At 66.0% G+C, this 17,253-nt stretch carries 16 protein-coding genes and 2 tRNA genes; 9 read left to right on the top strand and 9 right to left on the bottom strand.

The window, feature by feature from the left end; all coding sequences use genetic code 11:
- Positions 1-48 precede the first annotated feature (48 nt).
- Entirely contained in the window at positions 49-1,443 is a 1,395-nt protein-coding gene (locus LL236_RS11265) for a glutamate decarboxylase (RefSeq protein ID WP_228178902.1), read from the top strand.
- Positions 1,444-1,466: 23 nt separating this feature from the next.
- Here LL236_RS11265 and LL236_RS11260 read toward each other — a convergent pair whose 3' ends face one another.
- Positions 1,467-1,970: a glutathione peroxidase gene (locus LL236_RS11260; protein WP_228178900.1), complete on the bottom strand. Its 504-nt coding sequence runs from the start codon at positions 1,968-1,970 to the stop codon at positions 1,467-1,469.
- Between the two features lie 70 nt (positions 1,971-2,040).
- Between LL236_RS11260 and dusB the strand changes: the two genes are divergently transcribed.
- From dusB to LL236_RS11235, 5 genes are all read left to right on the top strand, one after another.
- Positions 2,041-3,204, top strand: a complete 1,164-nt coding sequence (gene dusB / locus LL236_RS11255) for a tRNA dihydrouridine synthase DusB (protein WP_228178899.1) — start codon at positions 2,041-2,043, stop codon at positions 3,202-3,204.
- Positions 3,197-4,513, top strand: a complete 1,317-nt coding sequence (locus tag LL236_RS11250) for a deoxyguanosinetriphosphate triphosphohydrolase (protein ID WP_228178898.1) — start codon at positions 3,197-3,199, stop codon at positions 4,511-4,513. The genes dusB and LL236_RS11250 overlap by 8 nt, the downstream gene beginning before the upstream one ends.
- A gap of 9 nt (positions 4,514-4,522) precedes the next feature.
- Positions 4,523-6,418 (top strand): DNA primase, encoded by a 1,896-nt coding sequence (dnaG, locus tag LL236_RS11245; RefSeq protein ID WP_228178897.1) that lies wholly within the window; start codon positions 4,523-4,525, stop codon positions 6,416-6,418.
- A gap of 53 nt (positions 6,419-6,471) precedes the next feature.
- Complete coding sequence (locus LL236_RS11240; RefSeq protein WP_228178896.1) at positions 6,472-7,260, top strand: ATP-binding cassette domain-containing protein; 789 nt, start codon at positions 6,472-6,474, stop codon at positions 7,258-7,260.
- Positions 7,261-7,344: 84 nt separating this feature from the next.
- A tRNA-Asn gene (locus tag LL236_RS11235) sits at positions 7,345-7,420 on the top strand.
- A 24-nt stretch (positions 7,421-7,444) separates the two neighbouring features.
- Here LL236_RS11235 and def read toward each other — a convergent pair.
- The gene (gene def / locus LL236_RS11230) at positions 7,445-8,011 is read right to left on the bottom strand and encodes a peptide deformylase (RefSeq protein WP_228178895.1); all 567 of its coding nucleotides are present in this window, start codon (positions 8,009-8,011) and stop codon (positions 7,445-7,447) included.
- A 56-nt stretch (positions 8,012-8,067) separates the two neighbouring features.
- On the opposite strand from def, the gene LL236_RS11225 reads away from it, so the two are divergent.
- Together LL236_RS11225 and LL236_RS11220 are read left to right on the top strand one after the other, a co-directional pair.
- On the top strand, positions 8,068-9,075 hold the full coding sequence (locus LL236_RS11225) for a DMT family transporter (RefSeq protein ID WP_228178894.1): 1,008 nt from the start codon (positions 8,068-8,070) through the stop codon (positions 9,073-9,075).
- Between the two features lie 28 nt (positions 9,076-9,103).
- A tRNA-Ile gene (locus LL236_RS11220) sits at positions 9,104-9,177 on the top strand.
- Positions 9,178-9,420: 243 nt separating this feature from the next.
- On the opposite strand, the gene LL236_RS11215 is transcribed toward LL236_RS11220, so the two are convergent.
- Both LL236_RS11215 and LL236_RS11210 read right to left on the bottom strand, forming a co-directional pair.
- On the bottom strand, positions 9,421-10,659 hold the full coding sequence (locus tag LL236_RS11215) for an SPFH domain-containing protein (RefSeq protein ID WP_228178893.1): 1,239 nt from the start codon (positions 10,657-10,659) through the stop codon (positions 9,421-9,423).
- Complete coding sequence (locus LL236_RS11210) at positions 10,547-11,008, bottom strand: hypothetical protein (RefSeq protein WP_228178891.1); 462 nt, start codon at positions 11,006-11,008, stop codon at positions 10,547-10,549. Before LL236_RS11210 ends, LL236_RS11215 begins: the two co-directional genes overlap by 113 nt.
- A 239-nt stretch (positions 11,009-11,247) precedes the next feature.
- Between LL236_RS11210 and LL236_RS11205 the strand changes: the two genes are divergently transcribed.
- Entirely contained in the window at positions 11,248-11,751 is a 504-nt protein-coding gene (locus LL236_RS11205; protein ID WP_228178890.1) for a DUF3145 domain-containing protein, read from the top strand.
- A gap of 138 nt (positions 11,752-11,889) precedes the next feature.
- Here LL236_RS11205 and LL236_RS15035 read toward each other — a convergent pair whose 3' ends face one another.
- The 5 genes from LL236_RS15035 to LL236_RS11180 all read right to left on the bottom strand — a co-directional run bounded on the left by LL236_RS15035 (position 11,890) and on the right by LL236_RS11180 (position 17,188).
- Positions 11,890-13,584, bottom strand: coding sequence for a lipocalin family protein (locus LL236_RS15035; protein ID WP_228178889.1), 1,695 nt, complete (start codon positions 13,582-13,584; stop codon positions 11,890-11,892).
- Between the two features lie 41 nt (positions 13,585-13,625).
- Entirely contained in the window at positions 13,626-14,861 is a 1,236-nt protein-coding gene (locus LL236_RS11195; protein ID WP_228178888.1) for a beta-ketoacyl-[acyl-carrier-protein] synthase family protein, read from the bottom strand.
- A gap of 51 nt (positions 14,862-14,912) precedes the next feature.
- Positions 14,913-15,161, bottom strand: coding sequence for an acyl carrier protein (locus LL236_RS11190; protein WP_195691493.1), 249 nt, complete (start codon positions 15,159-15,161; stop codon positions 14,913-14,915).
- Positions 15,162-15,254: 93 nt separating this feature from the next.
- Positions 15,255-16,256, bottom strand: a complete 1,002-nt coding sequence (locus LL236_RS11185) for a beta-ketoacyl-ACP synthase III (RefSeq protein ID WP_228178887.1) — start codon at positions 16,254-16,256, stop codon at positions 15,255-15,257.
- Complete coding sequence (locus LL236_RS11180) at positions 16,253-17,188, bottom strand: ACP S-malonyltransferase (RefSeq protein WP_228178885.1); 936 nt, start codon at positions 17,186-17,188, stop codon at positions 16,253-16,255. Before LL236_RS11180 ends, LL236_RS11185 begins: the two co-directional genes overlap by 4 nt.
- Positions 17,189-17,253: the final 65 nt, after the last annotated feature.

Below are 17,253 nucleotides of genomic sequence, written 5' to 3'. Positions count from 1 at the left end.
AGCCTCGGTGCGTGCTGAAAGACTCGGTAGAGACCCGAGGGGGATGCCATGCTGCACGAACGCGACACCATCCGTGACGAGATCTTCGACGAGGTTTTCGCCTCGACAGAGCTCTCGGCGAGCTTGCCGAAGTTCCAGATGCCCCAGAGCGAGCAGCTCGCGCGGCACGCATATCGGCTCGTTTCCGACGAGTTGATCCTCGACGGCAATTCGCGTCAGAACCTTGCGACGTTTTGCCAGACCTGGCTGGAGCCCGAAGTTCGGGACCTCATGCGCGAGACACTCGATAAGAACATGGTCGACAAGGACGAGTATCCGCAGACCGCGGCGATTGAGGCGCGGTGTGTCCACATCCTCGCCGACCTCTGGAACTCTCCCGAGGCGGAGAACACCCTCGGCACATCGACGACCGGCTCGAGCGAGGCGGCCATGCTCGGCGGTATGGCCCTGCTGTGGAAATGGCGCGAGCGCCGGCGGGCAGCTGGTCTGTCGACGGACAAACCGAACCTCATCTGCGGGCCCGTTCAGGTGTGTTGGCACAAGTTCGCCCGCTACTGGGACATCGAGCTGCGCGAAATCCCCATGGAACATGACCGGCTGATCATGACGCCGGATGAGGTTCTTTCTCGCGCCGATGAGAACACGATCGGCGTGGTACCCACGTTGGGTGTTACCTTCACCGGCCAGTACGAGCCAGTGCAAGCAGTCAGTGCGGCACTGGATGACCTCCAGGCACGTACCGGACTCGACATCCCCATCCACGTCGACGGCGCGAGCGGTGGCTTCCTCGCACCCTTCACCGCCCCCGACATCGTGTGGGACTTCCGCCTACCCCGCGTGAAGTCGATCAATGCGTCAGGCCACAAGTTCGGTCTGGCCCCACTGGGGGTCGGGTGGATCGTGTGGCGCGACGCATCCGAGCTTCCCGAGGATCTGATCTTCGACGTGAACTATCTCGGCGGCAACATGCCGACCTTCGCGCTCAACTTCTCCCGTCCCGGCGGCCAAGTGATCGCCCAGTACTACAACTTCGTGCGACTCGGTCGGGAGGGGTACCAGCGCGTACATCAGGCCTGCTACGACACAGCGATGTACCTCGCGGCCGAGATCGCGAAGCTCGGTCACTTCGAGATCATCAACGATGGCAGTCCAGAGCACGGCATTCCGGCTATCTCGTGGAAACTCGTCGAGGGAGCCGAGCACGGATTCACCCTGTTTGATCTTGCCGACCGGCTGCGCACACGGGGCTGGCAGGTCCCGGCCTACACTATGCCCGCCGACCGGCAGGACTTGGCCGTACAGCGCATCCTCGTGCGCGCCGGCTTCAGCCGCGATGAGGCAAGCCTGCTGATGGATGACTACCGCGATGCCATTGCGCACTTCGACAAGCACCCCGTCTCGGTGCCGATGAGCGAGGAAGAGGCGGGCAGCTTCCACCACTGACCGGTGGTGAAGGCCTCGCGAGATCAGCGGGGGAGTGAGTCTTCGATCACCTCAACGATCGACGGATCGTCGGGCTTGGTCGTCGGGCGGAACCGGTGGACGGTGCCGTCGGGTGTGAGCAAGAACTTCTCGAAGTTCCAGAGCACCGGACCCCGCTTGCCCTCGGCATCCTTCGCCTTCTTGAGCGCCTTGTAGAGCGGCGCGGCGTGAGAGCCGTTGACTTTGACTTTCTCGGCGATCGGAAACGACACACCCCAGGTGGTCGAGCAGTAGTCGAGGATTTCGTCCATGCTGCCCGGCTCCTGACCCATGAACTGGTTGCAGGGGAACCCGACCACGGTGAATCCGCGATCACCGTAGGTCTTCTGAAGCTGCTCGAGCTGCGCATACTGCGGTGTCAGACCGCACTTTGAGGCGACATTGACCACCAGTACAACGCCGTCGCCGTAGTCCCCGAGCGTCGCGGTCTGGCCGTCGGCGGTCACGAAGGGGATGTCACGAAGAGAAAGCTGCTGCACGTCGGTCATGGTTTCAGGCTACCGGCGGCTGCGGGGGAGGGCGCGGCACGTCGAGGCGCAGGTCTGGGAGAATGGGTGGATGCCGTCAACACCGTCAGCCACGTCTGTCGCGCCGTTGCGCATCGGCCCGATCACGGTCGACGCGCCGGTCGTGCTCGCGCCGATGGCCGGCATCACCAACACCGCGTTTCGGCGGTTGTGTCGCGAGTACGGCGCCGGTCTCTATGTCAGCGAGATGATCACGTCACGGGCACTCGTCGAGCGCAACGACACGACGATGCGGTTGATCACCCATCACGAGTCCGAAACGCCGCGATCGATTCAGCTCTACGGTGTGGATCCCGCCACGGTGGAGGGTGCGGTTCGGGTACTGGTCGAGGAAGACCGGGCAGATCACATCGACATGAACTTCGGATGCCCCGTCCCGAAAGTCACGCGCAAGGGCGGCGGCGCCGCCCTGCCGTGGAAGCTCGGCCTCTTCCGTGAGATCGTGACGCGCGCCGTAGCCGCGGCGGGGCCCATCCCCGTGACGGTGAAGATGCGTAAGGGAATCGACGACGACCATCTCACCTATCTCCAAGCCGGCAGAATCGCCGAGGATGCCGGGGTCTCAGCCGTCGCGCTTCACGCTCGCACCGCCGCCCAGTTCTACTCCGGGGAAGCTGACTGGGAGGCGATCGCCCGACTCAAGGAGCACGTCACGTCAGTTCCGGTGCTCGGCAACGGCGACATCTGGGCCGCCGAGGACGCGACGCGGATGATGGCCGAGACCGGGTGTGACGGGGTCGTCGTGGGTCGGGGATGCCTTGGGCGGCCCTGGCTGTTCGGAGAGCTGGCGCGGGCGTTCGATGTGGATGCCGGCCCGACCGTGGACGCGAACCTCGGGTTCGTCGCGCAGGCGTTTCGCCGGCATGCCGAACTCCTCGTCGAGTTCTTCGAGGACGAGGGCCGCGGCTGTCGCGACATCCGTAAGCATGTCGCCTGGTACTTCAAGGGCTACCCGGTAGGCGGTGATCTGCGTGCTCGGCTCGCGACGGCATCCTCGCTCGCCGAGATCGACGAGCTTCTCGCGGAGCTGGACCTGGACGCCCCCTATCCCGGCGCCGCCGCCGAGGGCCAGCGTGGGCGCGCAGGGAGCCCGAAGCGACCCGCCCTGCCCGACCGGTGGCTTGAGTCGCAGGAGATCGACGGCGTGGAATCGTGCGCGCTGGCCGAGGCCGAACTGGATCACAGCGGTGGCTGAGCGGGGCATTCCGGTGCATCCGGGATATGCGGATGCCGATGCCGAGCGCTTCTACGCTGAGCACCACCGATCGCAGCGCGACGGCTTCGCACGGGATCGGGCGCGCGTGCTGCATTCGGCTGCGCTTCGTCGACTTGCCGCAAAGACCCAAGTCTTGAGCCCGGCAAGCCCTGCGGACTTCGCTCGCAACCGCTTGACGCACTCGCTCGAGGTCGCGCAGGTCGGGCGCGAGCTTGCGACGGCGCTGCAGCTCGCACCTGACGTGGTCGATACCGCGTGCCTGAGTCACGACCTGGGGCATCCTCCCTTCGGCCATAACGGCGAGCGCGCCCTGAACGACTGGGCAGAAGACATCGGCGGGTTCGAGGGGAACGCGCAGACCCTGCGCATCCTGTCGCGCCTGGAGCCCAAGGTGATCGACGCCACCGGCCGAAGCCACGGCCTCAACCTCACGCGCGCGAGCCTGGATGCCACCTGCAAGTACCCGTGGACTTCCGCGCATCCGCTTCCTGATCCGGGTGGCCGGCTCAAGTACGGGGTATACGACGAGGATGAGGCGGTCTTCACGTGGATGCGCGAGGGCGCTCCCGGCCGCGTTCGCTGCATCGAGGCCGAGGTCATGGATCTCTCCGACGACATCGCCTATTCCGTACACGATTTCGAGGACGCCATCGTCAACGGGTACCTCGACCCCGCGCGCCTGGCCGACCCTGCCGAGCATGACGCGCTCATCCAGGCCATCCAGACCTGGGTGGGATACGACTTTGCGCGGGACGAGCTCGAGGACGCCCTCTATCGCCTCATGCGGATGCCGGAATGGGTTGCCAGTTTCTCGGGAACGCGCTCCGACCTCGCGCGGTTGAAGAACCTGACCAGCGACCTCATTGGACGCTTCGCGCGTGCCGCAGTGACGGCGACCCGGGCAGCAGCCGGAGGTCCGGAACTGACGCGTTTTCACGCACACGTCGTGGTGCCTCGTGTCATCGAGGCCGAGATGGGGGTGCTCAAGGGCATCATTGGTGCTGTGGTGGTGAGTATCGACGGCCGCAAGGCGCTGTACAAAGAGCAGCGGCGCCTGCTCAAGCGCCTGGCCACAGCGCTGTGGGAGAACCCGCACGAGCTGGATACTGTGCACCGTGAAGACTTCGATCACGCCACGACCGACCGCGAACGGCGCCGCACCATCGTCGATCAAGTCGCAAGCCTGACCGATCAGCACGCGATCTCGTGGCACGGCCGCCTCGTTGGCGAGGTCGATGTCGCATCCCTCGGCATCTGGGTGCCCGGCGCGCCGATGCGGGCCCGGTAGGGCGGCCTGATGCCAGGACGGATCGCGCAGGCCGACATCGACGAGGTGAAGGCGCGGACGAACATCGCCGATGTGATTGGCGAGCGTGTAGCCCTCAAGCCCGCCGGTGTCGGTTCGCTGAAGGGACTGTGCCCCTTCCACGATGAGCGCAGCCCGAGCTTCCATGTGCGACCGCAGGTCGGCTTCTATCACTGCTTCGGGTGTGGCGAGTCCGGCGATGTGTACTCATTCCTGCGCAAGATGGACCACCTGAGCTTCACCGAGGCTGTCGAGCGGTTGGCCGGGCGGATCGGCTACACCCTGCACTTCGAGGAGGGCGGCGCGGCACCGGAGAACTCGGGACGTAGTCGCCTCTACGCGGCAAACGCTGCAGCTGCCGAGTACTTTCGAGCCCAGCTTCTGACGCCCGAGGCCGAGGTCGGACGCCGGTTTCTGGGTGAGCGAGGGTTCGACGCTGCTGCCGCTGCGCACTTCGGGGTGGGCTTTGCGCCCAAGGGCTGGTCAAACCTCTCAGACGCTCTCGCTGGGCAAGGGTTCACGCGCGAGGAGCTGTTGGCTGCGGGGCTGCTCTCGCAGGGCCAGCGCGGCACGTACGACCGCTTTCGCGGCCGCCTCATCTGGCCGATCCGAGATGTGACCAGCCAAGTCGTCGGGTTCGGGGCGCGACGGCTGCTCGAGGATGACCAGGGGCCGAAGTACCTGAACACCCCAGAGACCTCGATCTACCGGAAGTCGCAGGTACTGTACGGCCTCGACCTTGCCAAGCGAGACATTTCCCGGGAGCATCGCGTCGTGGTCGTCGAGGGCTATACCGATGTCATGGCGTGTCATCTCGCAGGCATCACGACGGCGATCGCAACCTGTGGAACGGCGTTCGGCAGCGATCACATCACGGTGCTCAGGCGTGTCATGGGCGACGATTCGAGCGGGGGAGAGGTCGTCTTCACCTTCGACCCGGATGCCGCGGGTCAGAAGGCGGCGCTCCGCGCCTTCGCCGACGAGAAGCGCTTTTCGGCACAGACGTACGTGGCCGTGGCGCCGGACGGGCTAGACCCGTGCGACCTGAGGCTCGCTCGTGGTGACGACGCCGTGCGCGCCCTCATGACAACCAAGGCGCCGATGTTCGAGTTCGTCATCGACCAGCGCCTTTCGCAGTACGACCTCGGCACTGTGGAGGGGCGCGCCGCAGCGCTCCGCGCAGCCGCACCTGTTGTCGCCGACATCCGAGACCCGTCGTTGCGACCCGGGTACGTCCGCGTCCTCGCGCGCCGGATCGGTCTGGATCTCGACGAGGTGAGCGCAGCGGTATCGCGAGCTTCCCGTTCGCGTGACACAGGCGGGTCGCCGCAGCGGCGTGGGCGCGATGACGCGGCGCCGGCTGAGCGCCAGCATCCGGATGACGGAGCGGCCGTCTCTGCACCGGTGCTGATCCCGACGATCGCGTCGCTTCCTCGTACCCGCGATGTCGTAATCGAGCGTGACGCGCTCATGGCGGCTCTGCAATTCGGGCACCGCCTCGACGATGCGACGGTCCGGCGCGCCCTGGGAGCGGCGTTCCAGCACCCCGCGCTCGATGCCGTTCGTGCCGCCGTGGTCGAGGCGCCCGATTACACGCGAGCGGGATGGGCAGTGCAGGCCGTTGACACCATCCGCGAGCCCTACCGCGCGCTCGGCTCGGAGCTGCTCATGTCTGCGTTCCCGGCCCTCGGCGAGGCGGATGCCGCAGCCTCGGCATCCGATTTGATGCGTCGATTGATCGTGCGACGCGTCGATTCGGAGAAGGCGGAACTGGTTCGCGCAGTCCAGCGCGTGCCTCCGGACTCCGAGGAGGGGCGTCGGATTCGCCTGCAGCTGCGCGAGCTCGATCTGGAGCGGCAGCGCTGGACAGGCGACACCGAACGCTGATCGACCGGGACTCTGGACTGGATCCCAGCGCAACGGCACGGCAGGATGAGGGTATGTCTCCTCGTCGCAGAGCCACCGAAGCGGCGATCGTGTGCTCGGACCTCTCGATCAGTCACACCGGTCGCGGCGAGACCGACAAGCTCATCGACGGGATCACCTTCACTGTCGCTCGCGGCTCGGTTCTTGCGCTCATGGGTCCTACCGGCGCCGGAAAATCGAGCCTCCTTTCGGTGCTTGCTGGTCGCGCGCACGAAGGCGTGTCGGTCACCGGGGGAGACGCGCTCGTCGATGGCATCTCGGTCCGGCGCCCCGGCAGGGCGATCCGCGAACTGACATATTTCGCCGGCTACCTGCCTCAATCAGCCGGCGCACACTTGCCCTCCCGGCTGACGGTCTCGGAGGTCATCGCCGAGCCGATCACCTCGAGGGAGCGGCGAATCAACCAGAAGGCCCTCGCGATCCGCGTCGCGGGCCTGCTCGATGAGCTCATGCTTCCCCTGGGCGTTGCGAACAAGTTCCCCTACGAGCTTTCGGCGGGGATGCGCCAGCGTGTGGCGCTCGCCCGAGGCCTCGTCGTCGACCCGCGGATTCTCGTGGCCGACGAACCGTTCGCGAATCTCGATGTCGAAGTCCGCAAAGCCGCGCGCGAGGCCATCACGCGGCGACGAGATGACACCGGCATGGCAGCTGTCATCTCCACGCATGACCCCGAAGCCGTGAAGGAACTCGACGCAAACGTGCTCGTACTTCGCGGTGGGCACGTCGTCGCGTTCGGCCACGGTACGAACGATCTGATCTGGACGCCGAGCGCAGAAGCAGACCGCCGCTTCGTCGTGTCCTGACGGCGCGACGAGGGCCTGGCTCGCGTCGTTGAAACCCCGTCGGCTTTGCTAAGATAGTGGGGTTGCCCGCTGCGGCGGGCATATTCCTCGGTAGCTCAATTGGCAGAGCAATCGGCTGTTAACCGATAGGTTCTTGGTTCGAGTCCAAGCCGGGGAGCCATTACTCCATACCCTCGTCCTCCGTTCAGGCGTCGAGGTCGTCCACTCCCGGCATCCACGACTTCCCCGGTGTGCCCCAGCCCTGTTTGCGGGAGATCTTCTGGGCGGTGCGCCAGTCGCGGTCACCGAGCCGGTCCAGGTAGAGCACACCGTCGAGGTGGTCGAACTCGTGTTGCAGGATGCGGGCGCGCCACCCGTCGACCTCGATGTCGACGGGCTGGCCGTCGAGATCGATCCCGGTGACCCGGGCACGCTCGGAGCGGCGCAGCGGGAACCGCTCACCCGGGAATGAGAGGCACCCCTCCGACTCCTCCTCGGGATCGGGCTCGCCCGGCTCCAGGGGAGTGATCCACAGCTCCGGGTTGATGACCACGCCTCGCCACGGTGCACCGTCATCATCGGTGTAGCTGTAGGTGAAGATCCGAAGCCCTACGCCTACTTGCGGGGCCGCCAGGCCGACGCCAGGGGCGGCATCCATCGTCTCGTACATGTCAGCGACGAGCTGACGGATGTCATCGCTGATCTCCGCGACGGCAGTGGCGGGAGCGTGGAGGACGGGATCGCCCATGATGCGGATCGGGAGAACAGCCATGCGACAAGCCTATTGAGACACACGGCGTCTGGCCGACGCCGGGATAGGGTCGAATGGTGCTCCTCCTGACCGTGTCGGCAAGCGTGACCGACCAGATCACTGAGGCGTTCCGCGACCCCGCGATCCTCGCCGGGATTCCCCTCGCACTGCTCGGTGCCATCTTCATGTCGTTCGGTGCCCAGTATCAGTACCGGGGCGTCCAGAAGGTTGAGAAGCTCACCGGCCGCTCTGGCGGGAACGGGCTCGACCGCAATCATCTTCTGAACCTGCTGCGGCGGCCATCGTGGCTGGCGGGCACCATCATGTTGGGGCTCGCGATCGTCTGCCAGCTCGCTGCGCTTTCGGTTGCGCCGCTGATCCTGGTGCAACCGCTCGGAGCCGTCTCGCTGGTCATCACCACCCTGCTCAACGCCCGCATCAGTGGGCATCGCCCCACGCGCCAGTCGATTCGATCGATCATCGCGGCAGTGGGCGGGATCTTCATCTTCGTGACGATCGCCGCGTTCTTTGCCACCGAGCGCCCCGTCACGCAGGCGCAGCTGCTGGTAATCCTCGGTCTGCTGGCGGTGACCATCGTCATCTTCGCCGTTCTCTGGCTCGTGTTCCGCAAGCACGGTCTAGCGCTGTTCTACATCGTCGCCTCAGGCGTTCTCTACGGCTTCGTGGCGACACTCGCGAAGGTGGTCCTGAGCCGGATCCGGGACCAGAACTTCGACTGGCTCACTCTGCTGTGCGTCGTCGCCCTGTTGGCGGCGGTGGCGGTCGGTGCGTACTTCGTCCAGACGGCGTACAGCCTCGGGCCACCCGATCTCGTGATCGCGGGCCTGACGGTGATCGACCCGATCGTGGCGGTGTTCATCGGGCTTGTCGTGCTGCAGGAAGCCGAGACTGCGCCGCTGTGGGCCTTCATCGGGTTCGGGGTCGCCGGCGCCCTCGCCGTATACGGAGTGATCAGCCTGGCGCGCAACCACCCCCAGGTGATCAGCGACAGCCTCGAGCTACCGTTCACGCGCGGAAGCTCCTCGGACGAGTCATCGGCAGACGGTTCGAAGTCCGCGTCGTGAGCGCACGCCCGGTACGCTGATCTGGCAGGGGGCGGTGGCCAAGCTGGTCAAGGCAGCGGGCTCATAACCCGACGATCGTGGGTTCAAGTCCCACCCGCCCTACGAACAGAACCCCGCCGTCTGGCGGGGTTCTGTTCGTTGTCGGGGGTGTTGCCGCGAACGCACCTTGTGGGTGGGCCCCATTCGCCGGAGGCTCCACGGATCGCGTAGCGAGCCGTGGAGGGGCGAAAGGGACAAGTCCCACCCGCCCTACGAGCAGAACCCCGCCGTCTGGCGGGGTTCTGTTCGTTGTCGGGGGTGTTGCCGAGAGCGCGCCTGTGGGTGGGCGGGTGTTGCCGTCGAACGCTATTCCGCCTTCGGCTTGGTTGTGCGCCGGGAGGTGACTACTTGCACGGGTTCGCTCGCGGCGGCATCCGCCATACCGGAGCCGAAGGCACGGCCGACGGCCTGCCCCTGGATGATGGTGGCGAGGTCAATGCCGGTTGCCGCCTGAACACTGTCGAAAACCGACTTCATGGCTGTCGCGCTGTCGGCCCCGATGACGCGGGATGCGCCCTCCTCGCCGGATCCGCCACCGACGATCGAGACGTTGCCGATGGCGGAGTAGCCCTTCGCGAACTCCGCCATGATCGAGGGGAGCACATCGAGCGCGCGCTGAGACAGAATCGCCTCCTGGTTCGAAGCGATGGCTTCGGCCTCGGTTTCGATCGACTCGGCACGCGCCTGACCTTCGGCCCGGATCGCGTCGGCCTCGGCCTCTGCGCGCAGGCGCCGCGCGGTGGCTTCTGCGTCCGCGAGGGCGCGCAGTGCGCTGGCCTCACCGGCGGCGCGCGCCTCGGCAGCGGCTGCCTCACCGGCGGCGCGGGCCCGATCCGCTTCAGCCTGCTGCTCGGCGATTCGGGTGCGAGCCTCAGCTTCTTTGATCTTCTCGATCGCGGCAGCCTCTGCGGCACGTTCGCGAGTGTAGAGCTCGGCCTGAGCACGCGTCTCAGCCTCGTATCGCTGAGCGTCGGCGACGCGCTTGACGTCGGCATCCAGCTGTGCCTGCCGGTTCTCGGCCTGCTGCTGCAGAACCGCCTGCTCAGCCTGGGCTCTCGCGAGTTGCTCAGCCTGTTCGGCCTCGGCGCGGGCGCGACCGATACCGGCATTCGCATTGGCGGTATTGGTGTCCAGCGCCGTCTGCTCGATCAGGTTCGCTTCTTGGTTCGCGATGTTCTTCTGATTGATCGCGCGGTCGGCGTTGGTCTGCGCAATCTCGGCGGCCTGGCGTTTGGCCTGGATCTCGGGTGCGCCGAGCGACTGGATGTAGCCCATCGCGTCAGTGATTCCCTTGATCTGGAACGAGTCGAGGATGAGGCCCTGCTCGGCGAGCTCCTGAGAGACATCGGCGGCGATCTGATCCGAGAACTTCTTGCGCTCGCGCATGAGTTCGACGACCGACAGCGTCGCAACGATTCCGCGCAGCGCTCCCTCAAGCTGCTCCGTGGTGAACTGTTCGATCGCCTTGTCCTGTGACGCGAAACGCTCGGCGGCACGGCGGACGAACACCGGGTCGGACCCGATCTTGACGATCGCAGACGCCATCGACGTTGAGCGTCACATTGTCGAGCGACTGCGCCTCGGCGTTCAACGACACCTGGCGAGAACGCAGGGAGATGATCTCGTGACGCTGCGTGATGGGGTTGACCAGTGACTTGCCGTTGACGATCACGGTGACCGGGGATTCGGACATCTCCGATCGGCTCGTGCCGTCGGCATCCATCACCGTGGTCTGCACTCGCTGCTTGCGGCCCGAGATGACAAGGGCCTCGTCTGCGCGAGCGACCTTGATCCACGCCTTCGCCAACAGGAGGCCGATGAGCGCGATGATGATCGCCGCAACGACTGCTATCCCGATGATGATCAGAATGCCGACAAAACCGGCTGCCTCCATGGATGTCTTCTTTTGGTTCAGGCGCGCGCTCGAACAAGCGCGCGCCGAGAGCCGCATGTTGCCCCCGGGTTCAGCCTTTCAGACGGACGGGCTCCGGCAAAGCCCGAATATCGCGCCCTGCACCGGTGAATCACAGGCTTGTGATTCGGGTCGCCCCGGGCGATAATGGGCCCAATAACAGAACAGCCACAGATCTCCTGAGGACGTTGGGGAAGACGCACCTCAGAACGGAGATCGATATGGCTACATCAATGACGCGCGGTGTGGTGATGATTCACTCCGCGCCGCGGGCGTTGTGCCCCCACCTGGAGTGGGCGGTGGGACGCGCGCTCGGTCGCGCGGTGAGCTTCGACTGGGCCGACCAGCCGGTATTGCCCGGCGCGCGGCGCGCTGAGTACTTCTGGTCGGGACCTGTCGGCACGGGAGCTGCGATTACGTCAGCCATGCACGGTTGGGAGCACCTGCGTTTCGAGGTGACCGAAGATCCGTCGGCCGCCTCAGACGGCGCTCGGTGGATGCACACGCCGGACCTCGGCATCCATCATGCGCAGACGGATGCCGCAGGCAACGTGGTCGTCGGGGAGGACCGCATCCGGTACGCGCTGGAACTGGCGATACGGGACGTTCATGACATGCAGCGCGAACTTCAGGTCGCGCTCGGTTCGGCATGGGATGACGAACTCGAGCCGTTTCGTCACGCCAGTGACGACGCGCCAGTGGTGTGGCTTCACAAGGTGGGGTAGCAGGCTTCGCGTGCAGCGCGCGTGCGTACCGGATGTCGGATGAGTCGATTCCCGGCGCTGGGAGAGCGTGGCAGCACGTGACGATGAGAACGGGTTTCTCCGTGCAGAGTTGCGGAGGGGCCCGTTCTGCGTTTGGCTTCAGCAGTTCGGCGGCGTCGGATGACCAGCCGGCGGGCGCCCCTGGATCTCGCCCCAGGCGTATCCGCTGACCGCGTTGCCGTCGAGTGTGCCGGAGTACGAGAACAGCCCCTCGTAGACGGCGCGCCCGAGTGCGTTCAGCTCCTGGTCTTGGGCGGTGGCGTTGAAGACGAGGTCGGCCGCGGGTCGCGATGCCGAGGCATCCAGCTTCACGGCGTAGGACAGCTCATAGACGTAGCAGCTATGCGGCGAGGTCCACGTGCTCGTCGGATCCGGCGTTATGTGGATCGCGCCCTGCGGCCAGTTGGCGGTCGGCTGAAGGGTGCCATTGCCTGACTGGGAAGATCCGGCTCCGCCGAGCATGGCGTAGTAGAGGTTCCCAACGTCCTGCTGGCCGGTCACCGCGATCAGCATGCCCTGGTCGGTGTCGGGTAGTTGGACCGAGAACTCCGTCCATGCGTACCCGCTGCTGACGATGTACTTGGCGGAATCGTTGTACGTCTCGGTGAGATTGTCGAAGAACAGCACGCCTCCGGTGCCGCCTCCCGCGTAGGTCGATCCGATCTGAATCGACCACGACTCGACCTCGACGAGCGGCATCGAGTAGTAGTGCGAGCCCTGGCCGGTCATCGGGTCGCCTGTGGCGGCGAGGTAGCTTCCGATGTCCCCGCCGTAGTCGTTCATGATCCGGGTGCGCTGGTCGGTGGTCGCGATCGGGCCACCGGATGCCGGGAGCGGCATCCCATCGAACATCCACAGCGGGAAGAACCCGTTGGGTCCGTATCCCCACTGGATAATCCCTGTCGTGTCACGCGCGCGGATAGTCAGGGAGGTCGGCTCGCTGACGCCGGATTGGTAAATTCCGGTGTCGACCGAGACGGTGAGCTCGTAGATCGCGCCGACGGCGCCGATGGATCCGGAAACGACCCGCATGTCGACCGTCTGAGGCGGCTCGCCGTGATTCTGCTGCTCGACGTGGATGCTCCACGGCTGGTAGGTGATGCTCGTGGGAACCGTGATGTCGGCGAGGCCGTCGATTCCACCGAACGCGGGTCCGCTGTTCTGGTCGAGCCGGTTGAAGATGAGCCCTGATTCTTCAATGGTGAGGAGGGGAACCTGAAGGCCGGGGATGACAGAGTTTCCCTGCGACATCAACGCGATCGCGTTGATGCTCCCGTCGTCACCGACGAGGTGCCCGAAGAACTCGTAGGACTGCGAGTCGTACTGGGGGAGACCGGTTGACAGGTAGGCCCGGAATCCGGTGCAGTCCCGACCCTGTGCGAGCGGCACCGGTGAGTACTGGGCGATGGAGCCGAACGCGAGAACGGGATCCGCGGGTGGTGTGTTGCTGGTGGGGCACGCCGGCGGGATCGTGGGTGTCGGTGTCGGTGTCGGCGAGGGCGCCGGGTCGGGGTTCGAGGTCGGTTGCGGTGTTGGACGACCGGAGCCGCCCGTGCCGCCGCCGTGACCTGGATCGATCGGTGCTGGCGGAGCGGGCGTCGGACGAGCGGTCGGAGTGGCAGTGGGGGTAGCGGTCGGCGTCGATTGACGCCCCTGGATGGTTGCCGAGGGCGACGAGGAGGGGGACGCTGAGGTCTCCGGTGCGGCAGTGGGAGGTCCGAAGGTGCACCCACTCAGCCCGAGGAAGGACAGCGCCATGACCGGAGCCAGCACCATCGCACGAACAGAACCCACAGGTTGAGTCTGCCACACGGGGTCAGCCCGGCTGAGCGTCCCTAGACGCTGCGGAACGCCGCGACGGCGTTGTGTCCGCCGAATCCGAACGAGTTGCTGATAGCGACATGATCGCCGTCGCCGAGTTCGACGGCTTCGCCCACCCGCAGCGGAATCTCGGGGTCCTGTTCTGTGATGTTGATCGTCGGGGGAGCGAGGCGGTTGTGCAGCGCCAAGACGGTGAAGACTGCCTCCAGAGCACCCGTTCCACCGAGCAGGTGTCCGGTGGAAGCCTTGGTCGCAGAGACGGGGATCTCGTGCACGCGGTCGCCGAAGACCGACAGCAACGCCTTGTACTCGGCGATATCACCCGTAGGTGTTGAGGTGGCGTGTGCGTTGATGTGCGTGACATCGTCGACTGAGGCGTCAGCCTGTTCGAGAGCCTGCCGCACCGCCCGTGAGGCGCCGAGGCCTTCAGGCTCGGGAGCCGTGATGTGGTACGAGTCGGCAGTGACGGACCCGCCGGCTACGACGGCGTATATTCGGGCGCCGCGGGCCCGAGCGTGCTCTTCGGTCTCGAGCACGAGGGCGGCAGCCCCCTCGCCCATGACGAAGCCGTCCCGGTCGATGCTGTAGGGGCGTGAGGCGTGCGCGGGGTCGTCGTTGCGCCGTGAAAGGGCCTGCATCGACGCGAAGGCCGCGAGGGTGATCGGGTGGATCACCGACTCGGTGCCGCCCGCGATCACGACGTCGGCGAGGCCGAGACGGATGTGTTCGACGGCGTTGACGATCGACTCGGTGCTGGATGCACAGGCCGAGGCCACGGTCCGTGCGTAGGCGCGCGCTTCCAGGTGCATCGAAATGGCCGCTGCAGGCGCGTTGGGCATGAGCATGGGAACCGACATCGGCATGACGCGCCGCGGACCCTTTTCACGAAGCGTGTCCCAGCCATCGAGGAGAGTCCACAGGCCGCCGATCCCCGTAGCGAAGTCGACACCGAGGCGTTCGGGTTCGACCTCCGGGGTTCCGGCATCCGCCCACGCTTCGCGGGCAGCCACCAGGGCGTACTGCGAAGACGGGTCAAGACGCTTGGCCTCGGGCCGGGCCAGGACGGTGTCCGCCGGAACGCGCGCGGATGCCGCGAACGTCACGGGAAGCTCGTAGGTGGCAACCCAGTCGTGCTCGAGTGAGCGCGCCCCGGATTCGCCGGCCAGCAGTGCCGACCAGGAATCGGGCGCGGTTCCTCCGATGGGGGTGGTGGCTCCGATACCGGTGACGACGATACGTGAACTGCTCATGTAGTCCTCAGGGATGGTCCGGTGGGGGCGGCGCCCCCACCGGAGATGGGGTCACGCCTGGTTCGACGTGATGTAGGTGACGGCGTCGCCGACGGTCTTGAGGTTCTTGACCTCGTCGTCGGGAATCGTCACGCCGAACTTCTCCTCGGCGTTGACGACGATGGTCATCATCGAGATCGAGTCGATGTCGAGGTCGTCGGTGAACGACTTCTCCATGGCGACCTCGTCGGCAGAGATGCCGGTCTCGTCGGTAATGAGCTCGGCGAGTCCTGCGAGGACGTCGTCGTTTGTGAGTGCCATGGGTATCTCCCTCTGGGTTGATATGGATGGGTTGTGGTCGGTGTGGGCCTCAGGTGAGGCCGTCCTGCCAGTCTAGAGTTCGAGGCTCGGGCCTCACGGAAGGACGACGACCTGCGCGCCGTACACCAGGCCCGCTCCGAAACCGATCTGCAGGGCCAGGCCGCCGCTCAGTTCGGGGTGTTCCTCGAGAAGCCGGTGCGTCGCAAGCGGGATGGAGGCAGCGGAGGTGTTTCCGGTCGTCTCGATGTCGCGTCCGATCACGACGGACTCGGGAAGCCCGAGCTGCTTGGCGAACTCGTCGATGATTCGCATGTTCGCCTGGTGCGGAACGAAAGCAGCGAGGTCGGATGCCTCGACTCCGGCAGCCGCGAGGGCTTCACGGGCAACCTTGACCATCTCCCATACCGCCCAGCGGAAGACCGTCGGGCCCTCCTGGCGGAGCGTGGGCCAGGGCGCAGTTCCATCCCGGAACTCTGTCAGTGTGTGGTTCATCCCGACAGCGTCGGCCTTTGAGCCATCCGAGCCCCACACCGTCGGGCCGATACCTGGTGTTTCGGAGGGGCCGACAACGGCAGCACCTGCACCGTCGCCGAGGAGGAAAGAGATCGAGCGGTCGGTCGGGTCGACGATGTCACTGAGCTTCTCAGCGCCGATCACGACGGCGTAGTGCGCGCCGCCCCCGCGGATGAGAGCATCGGCCTGCCCCACGCCGTACGCGAACCCCGCACATGCGGCGTTGAGATCGTACGCTGCGGCATCTTTAGCCCCGATGCGCTCCGCAACAATCGCCGAAACTGACGGGGTCTGCCGGGGGTTGGAGATCGTCGCCACGATCACCGCGTCGATCTTGTCCGGAGCGACGCCCGACTTCGAGACGGCTTCGGTGGCAGCATCCGCGGCAAGGTCGATCGCGGTGGTCGTCTCGACCGCGCGCACTCGGGTCACGATTCCCGTCCGTTGGCGGATCCACTCGTCGCTTGAGTCGATCGGACCGACGAGCTCACCGTTCGGAACGACGCGCTCGCCCCGGGCAGCGCCATAGGCGTAGATCCGGGTGTGCGCAGCGCCCTGGGGCTGACGAAGGGACACGGTCATTCGGCTTCTCCTTGAGCGGATGCGGTGGCCACAAGCTCGGCTGCAGACGTGAGGTCTTCGGGAGTCTTGACCGCGACTGAGGGTACTCCGCGCAGAGCACGCTTCGCGAGGCCGACAAGCGTGCCGCCGGGAGCGAACTCGATCAGTCCCTTCACGCTCGCGGCTGCGAACGACTGCATACACGCGTCCCACCGAACCGGGGATGCAACCTGATCGACGACGAGCGAGAGTGCCTCCGCGCCGCTGTTCACGAGCGAACCGTCTCGATTCGTCCACAACTGCAGGCCCGGGTCTGACGGGGTGACGGCTGCTACGGCTGACCGCAGTGTCTCGACCGCTGGCGCCATGTAGTGCGTATGGAAGGCACCCGCAACCGAGAGCGGAATCACACGGGTCCCCGTCGGGGGCTCGGCGCTTAGCGCGGCGAGCGCCTCAGCCGCACCTGCGGCCACGATCTGGCCACCGCCGTTGAAGTTCGCCGGGGTGAGATCGAGCGACGCGAGACGCTCCTCAACCACTGCCTGGTCGCCGCCGATCACGGCGCTCATTCCGGTGTCAGCGAGCGATGCTGCATCCGCCATCGCCCGGCCGCGGATCCCGACGAGCCGCAGGGCAGTCTCCGCATCAATGACCCCCGCAGCTGCCAGCGCGGCGAACTCGCCCACCGAGTGCCCGGCGACCCCGTCGACCGGCGCAGAGGCGCTCTGCGTAAAGAGCTCCCACGACAGAACGGAGGCGGCGACGATGAGCGGCTGCGCGATTCGCGTGTCACGAATAGTCTCAGCGTCCGCCTCGGTTCCCGCCTCGATGAGGTCGACCTCTGCCCACTGCGAGAACTGATCGAGACGTGCGCGGACCCCATCGCGTTCGAGCCAGGGCCGGAGGAATCCTGGTGTTTGGGAGCCTTGACCAGGGAAGAGGGCGATGATCACCATCCCATCCTGCCAGCGTGTCGAGCGGTCATTCTGGAGATTCTGATCGAGAAAACGCGCATTCG

The organism is Microbacterium schleiferi (assembly GCF_020781975.1).
GTDB lineage: Bacteria > Actinomycetota > Actinomycetes > Actinomycetales > Microbacteriaceae > Microbacterium.
The sequence above is the reverse complement of the archived record's forward strand: the minus strand, read 5'-3'. Positions and strand labels throughout refer to the sequence as shown.

What these genes read in the sequence shown, in the direction of transcription:
- LL236_RS11265 (WP_228178902.1), top strand. Translation starts at nt 49, where the DNA reads ATGCTGCACGAACGCGACACCATCCGTGACGAGATCTTCGACGAGGTT.
- LL236_RS11260 (WP_228178900.1), bottom strand. Translation starts at nt 1,970, where the DNA reads ATGACCGACGTGCAGCAGCTTTCTCTTCGTGACATCCCCTTCGTGACC.
- dusB (WP_228178899.1), top strand. Translation starts at nt 2,041, where the DNA reads ATGCCGTCAACACCGTCAGCCACGTCTGTCGCGCCGTTGCGCATCGGC.
- dnaG (WP_228178897.1), top strand. Translation starts at nt 4,523, where the DNA reads ATGCCAGGACGGATCGCGCAGGCCGACATCGACGAGGTGAAGGCGCGG.
- LL236_RS11240 (WP_228178896.1), top strand. Translation starts at nt 6,472, where the DNA reads ATGTCTCCTCGTCGCAGAGCCACCGAAGCGGCGATCGTGTGCTCGGAC.
- def (WP_228178895.1), bottom strand. Translation starts at nt 8,011, where the DNA reads ATGGCTGTTCTCCCGATCCGCATCATGGGCGATCCCGTCCTCCACGCT.
- LL236_RS11215 (WP_228178893.1), bottom strand. Translation starts at nt 10,659, where the DNA reads ATGGCGTCTGCGATCGTCAAGATCGGGTCCGACCCGGTGTTCGTCCGC.
- LL236_RS11210 (WP_228178891.1), bottom strand. Translation starts at nt 11,008, where the DNA reads ATGGAGGCAGCCGGTTTTGTCGGCATTCTGATCATCATCGGGATAGCA.
- LL236_RS11205 (WP_228178890.1), top strand. Translation starts at nt 11,248, where the DNA reads ATGGCTACATCAATGACGCGCGGTGTGGTGATGATTCACTCCGCGCCG.
- LL236_RS11195 (WP_228178888.1), bottom strand. Translation starts at nt 14,861, where the DNA reads ATGAGCAGTTCACGTATCGTCGTCACCGGTATCGGAGCCACCACCCCC.
- LL236_RS11190 (WP_195691493.1), bottom strand. Translation starts at nt 15,161, where the DNA reads ATGGCACTCACAAACGACGACGTCCTCGCAGGACTCGCCGAGCTCATT.
- LL236_RS11185 (WP_228178887.1), bottom strand. Translation starts at nt 16,256, where the DNA reads ATGACCGTGTCCCTTCGTCAGCCCCAGGGCGCTGCGCACACCCGGATC.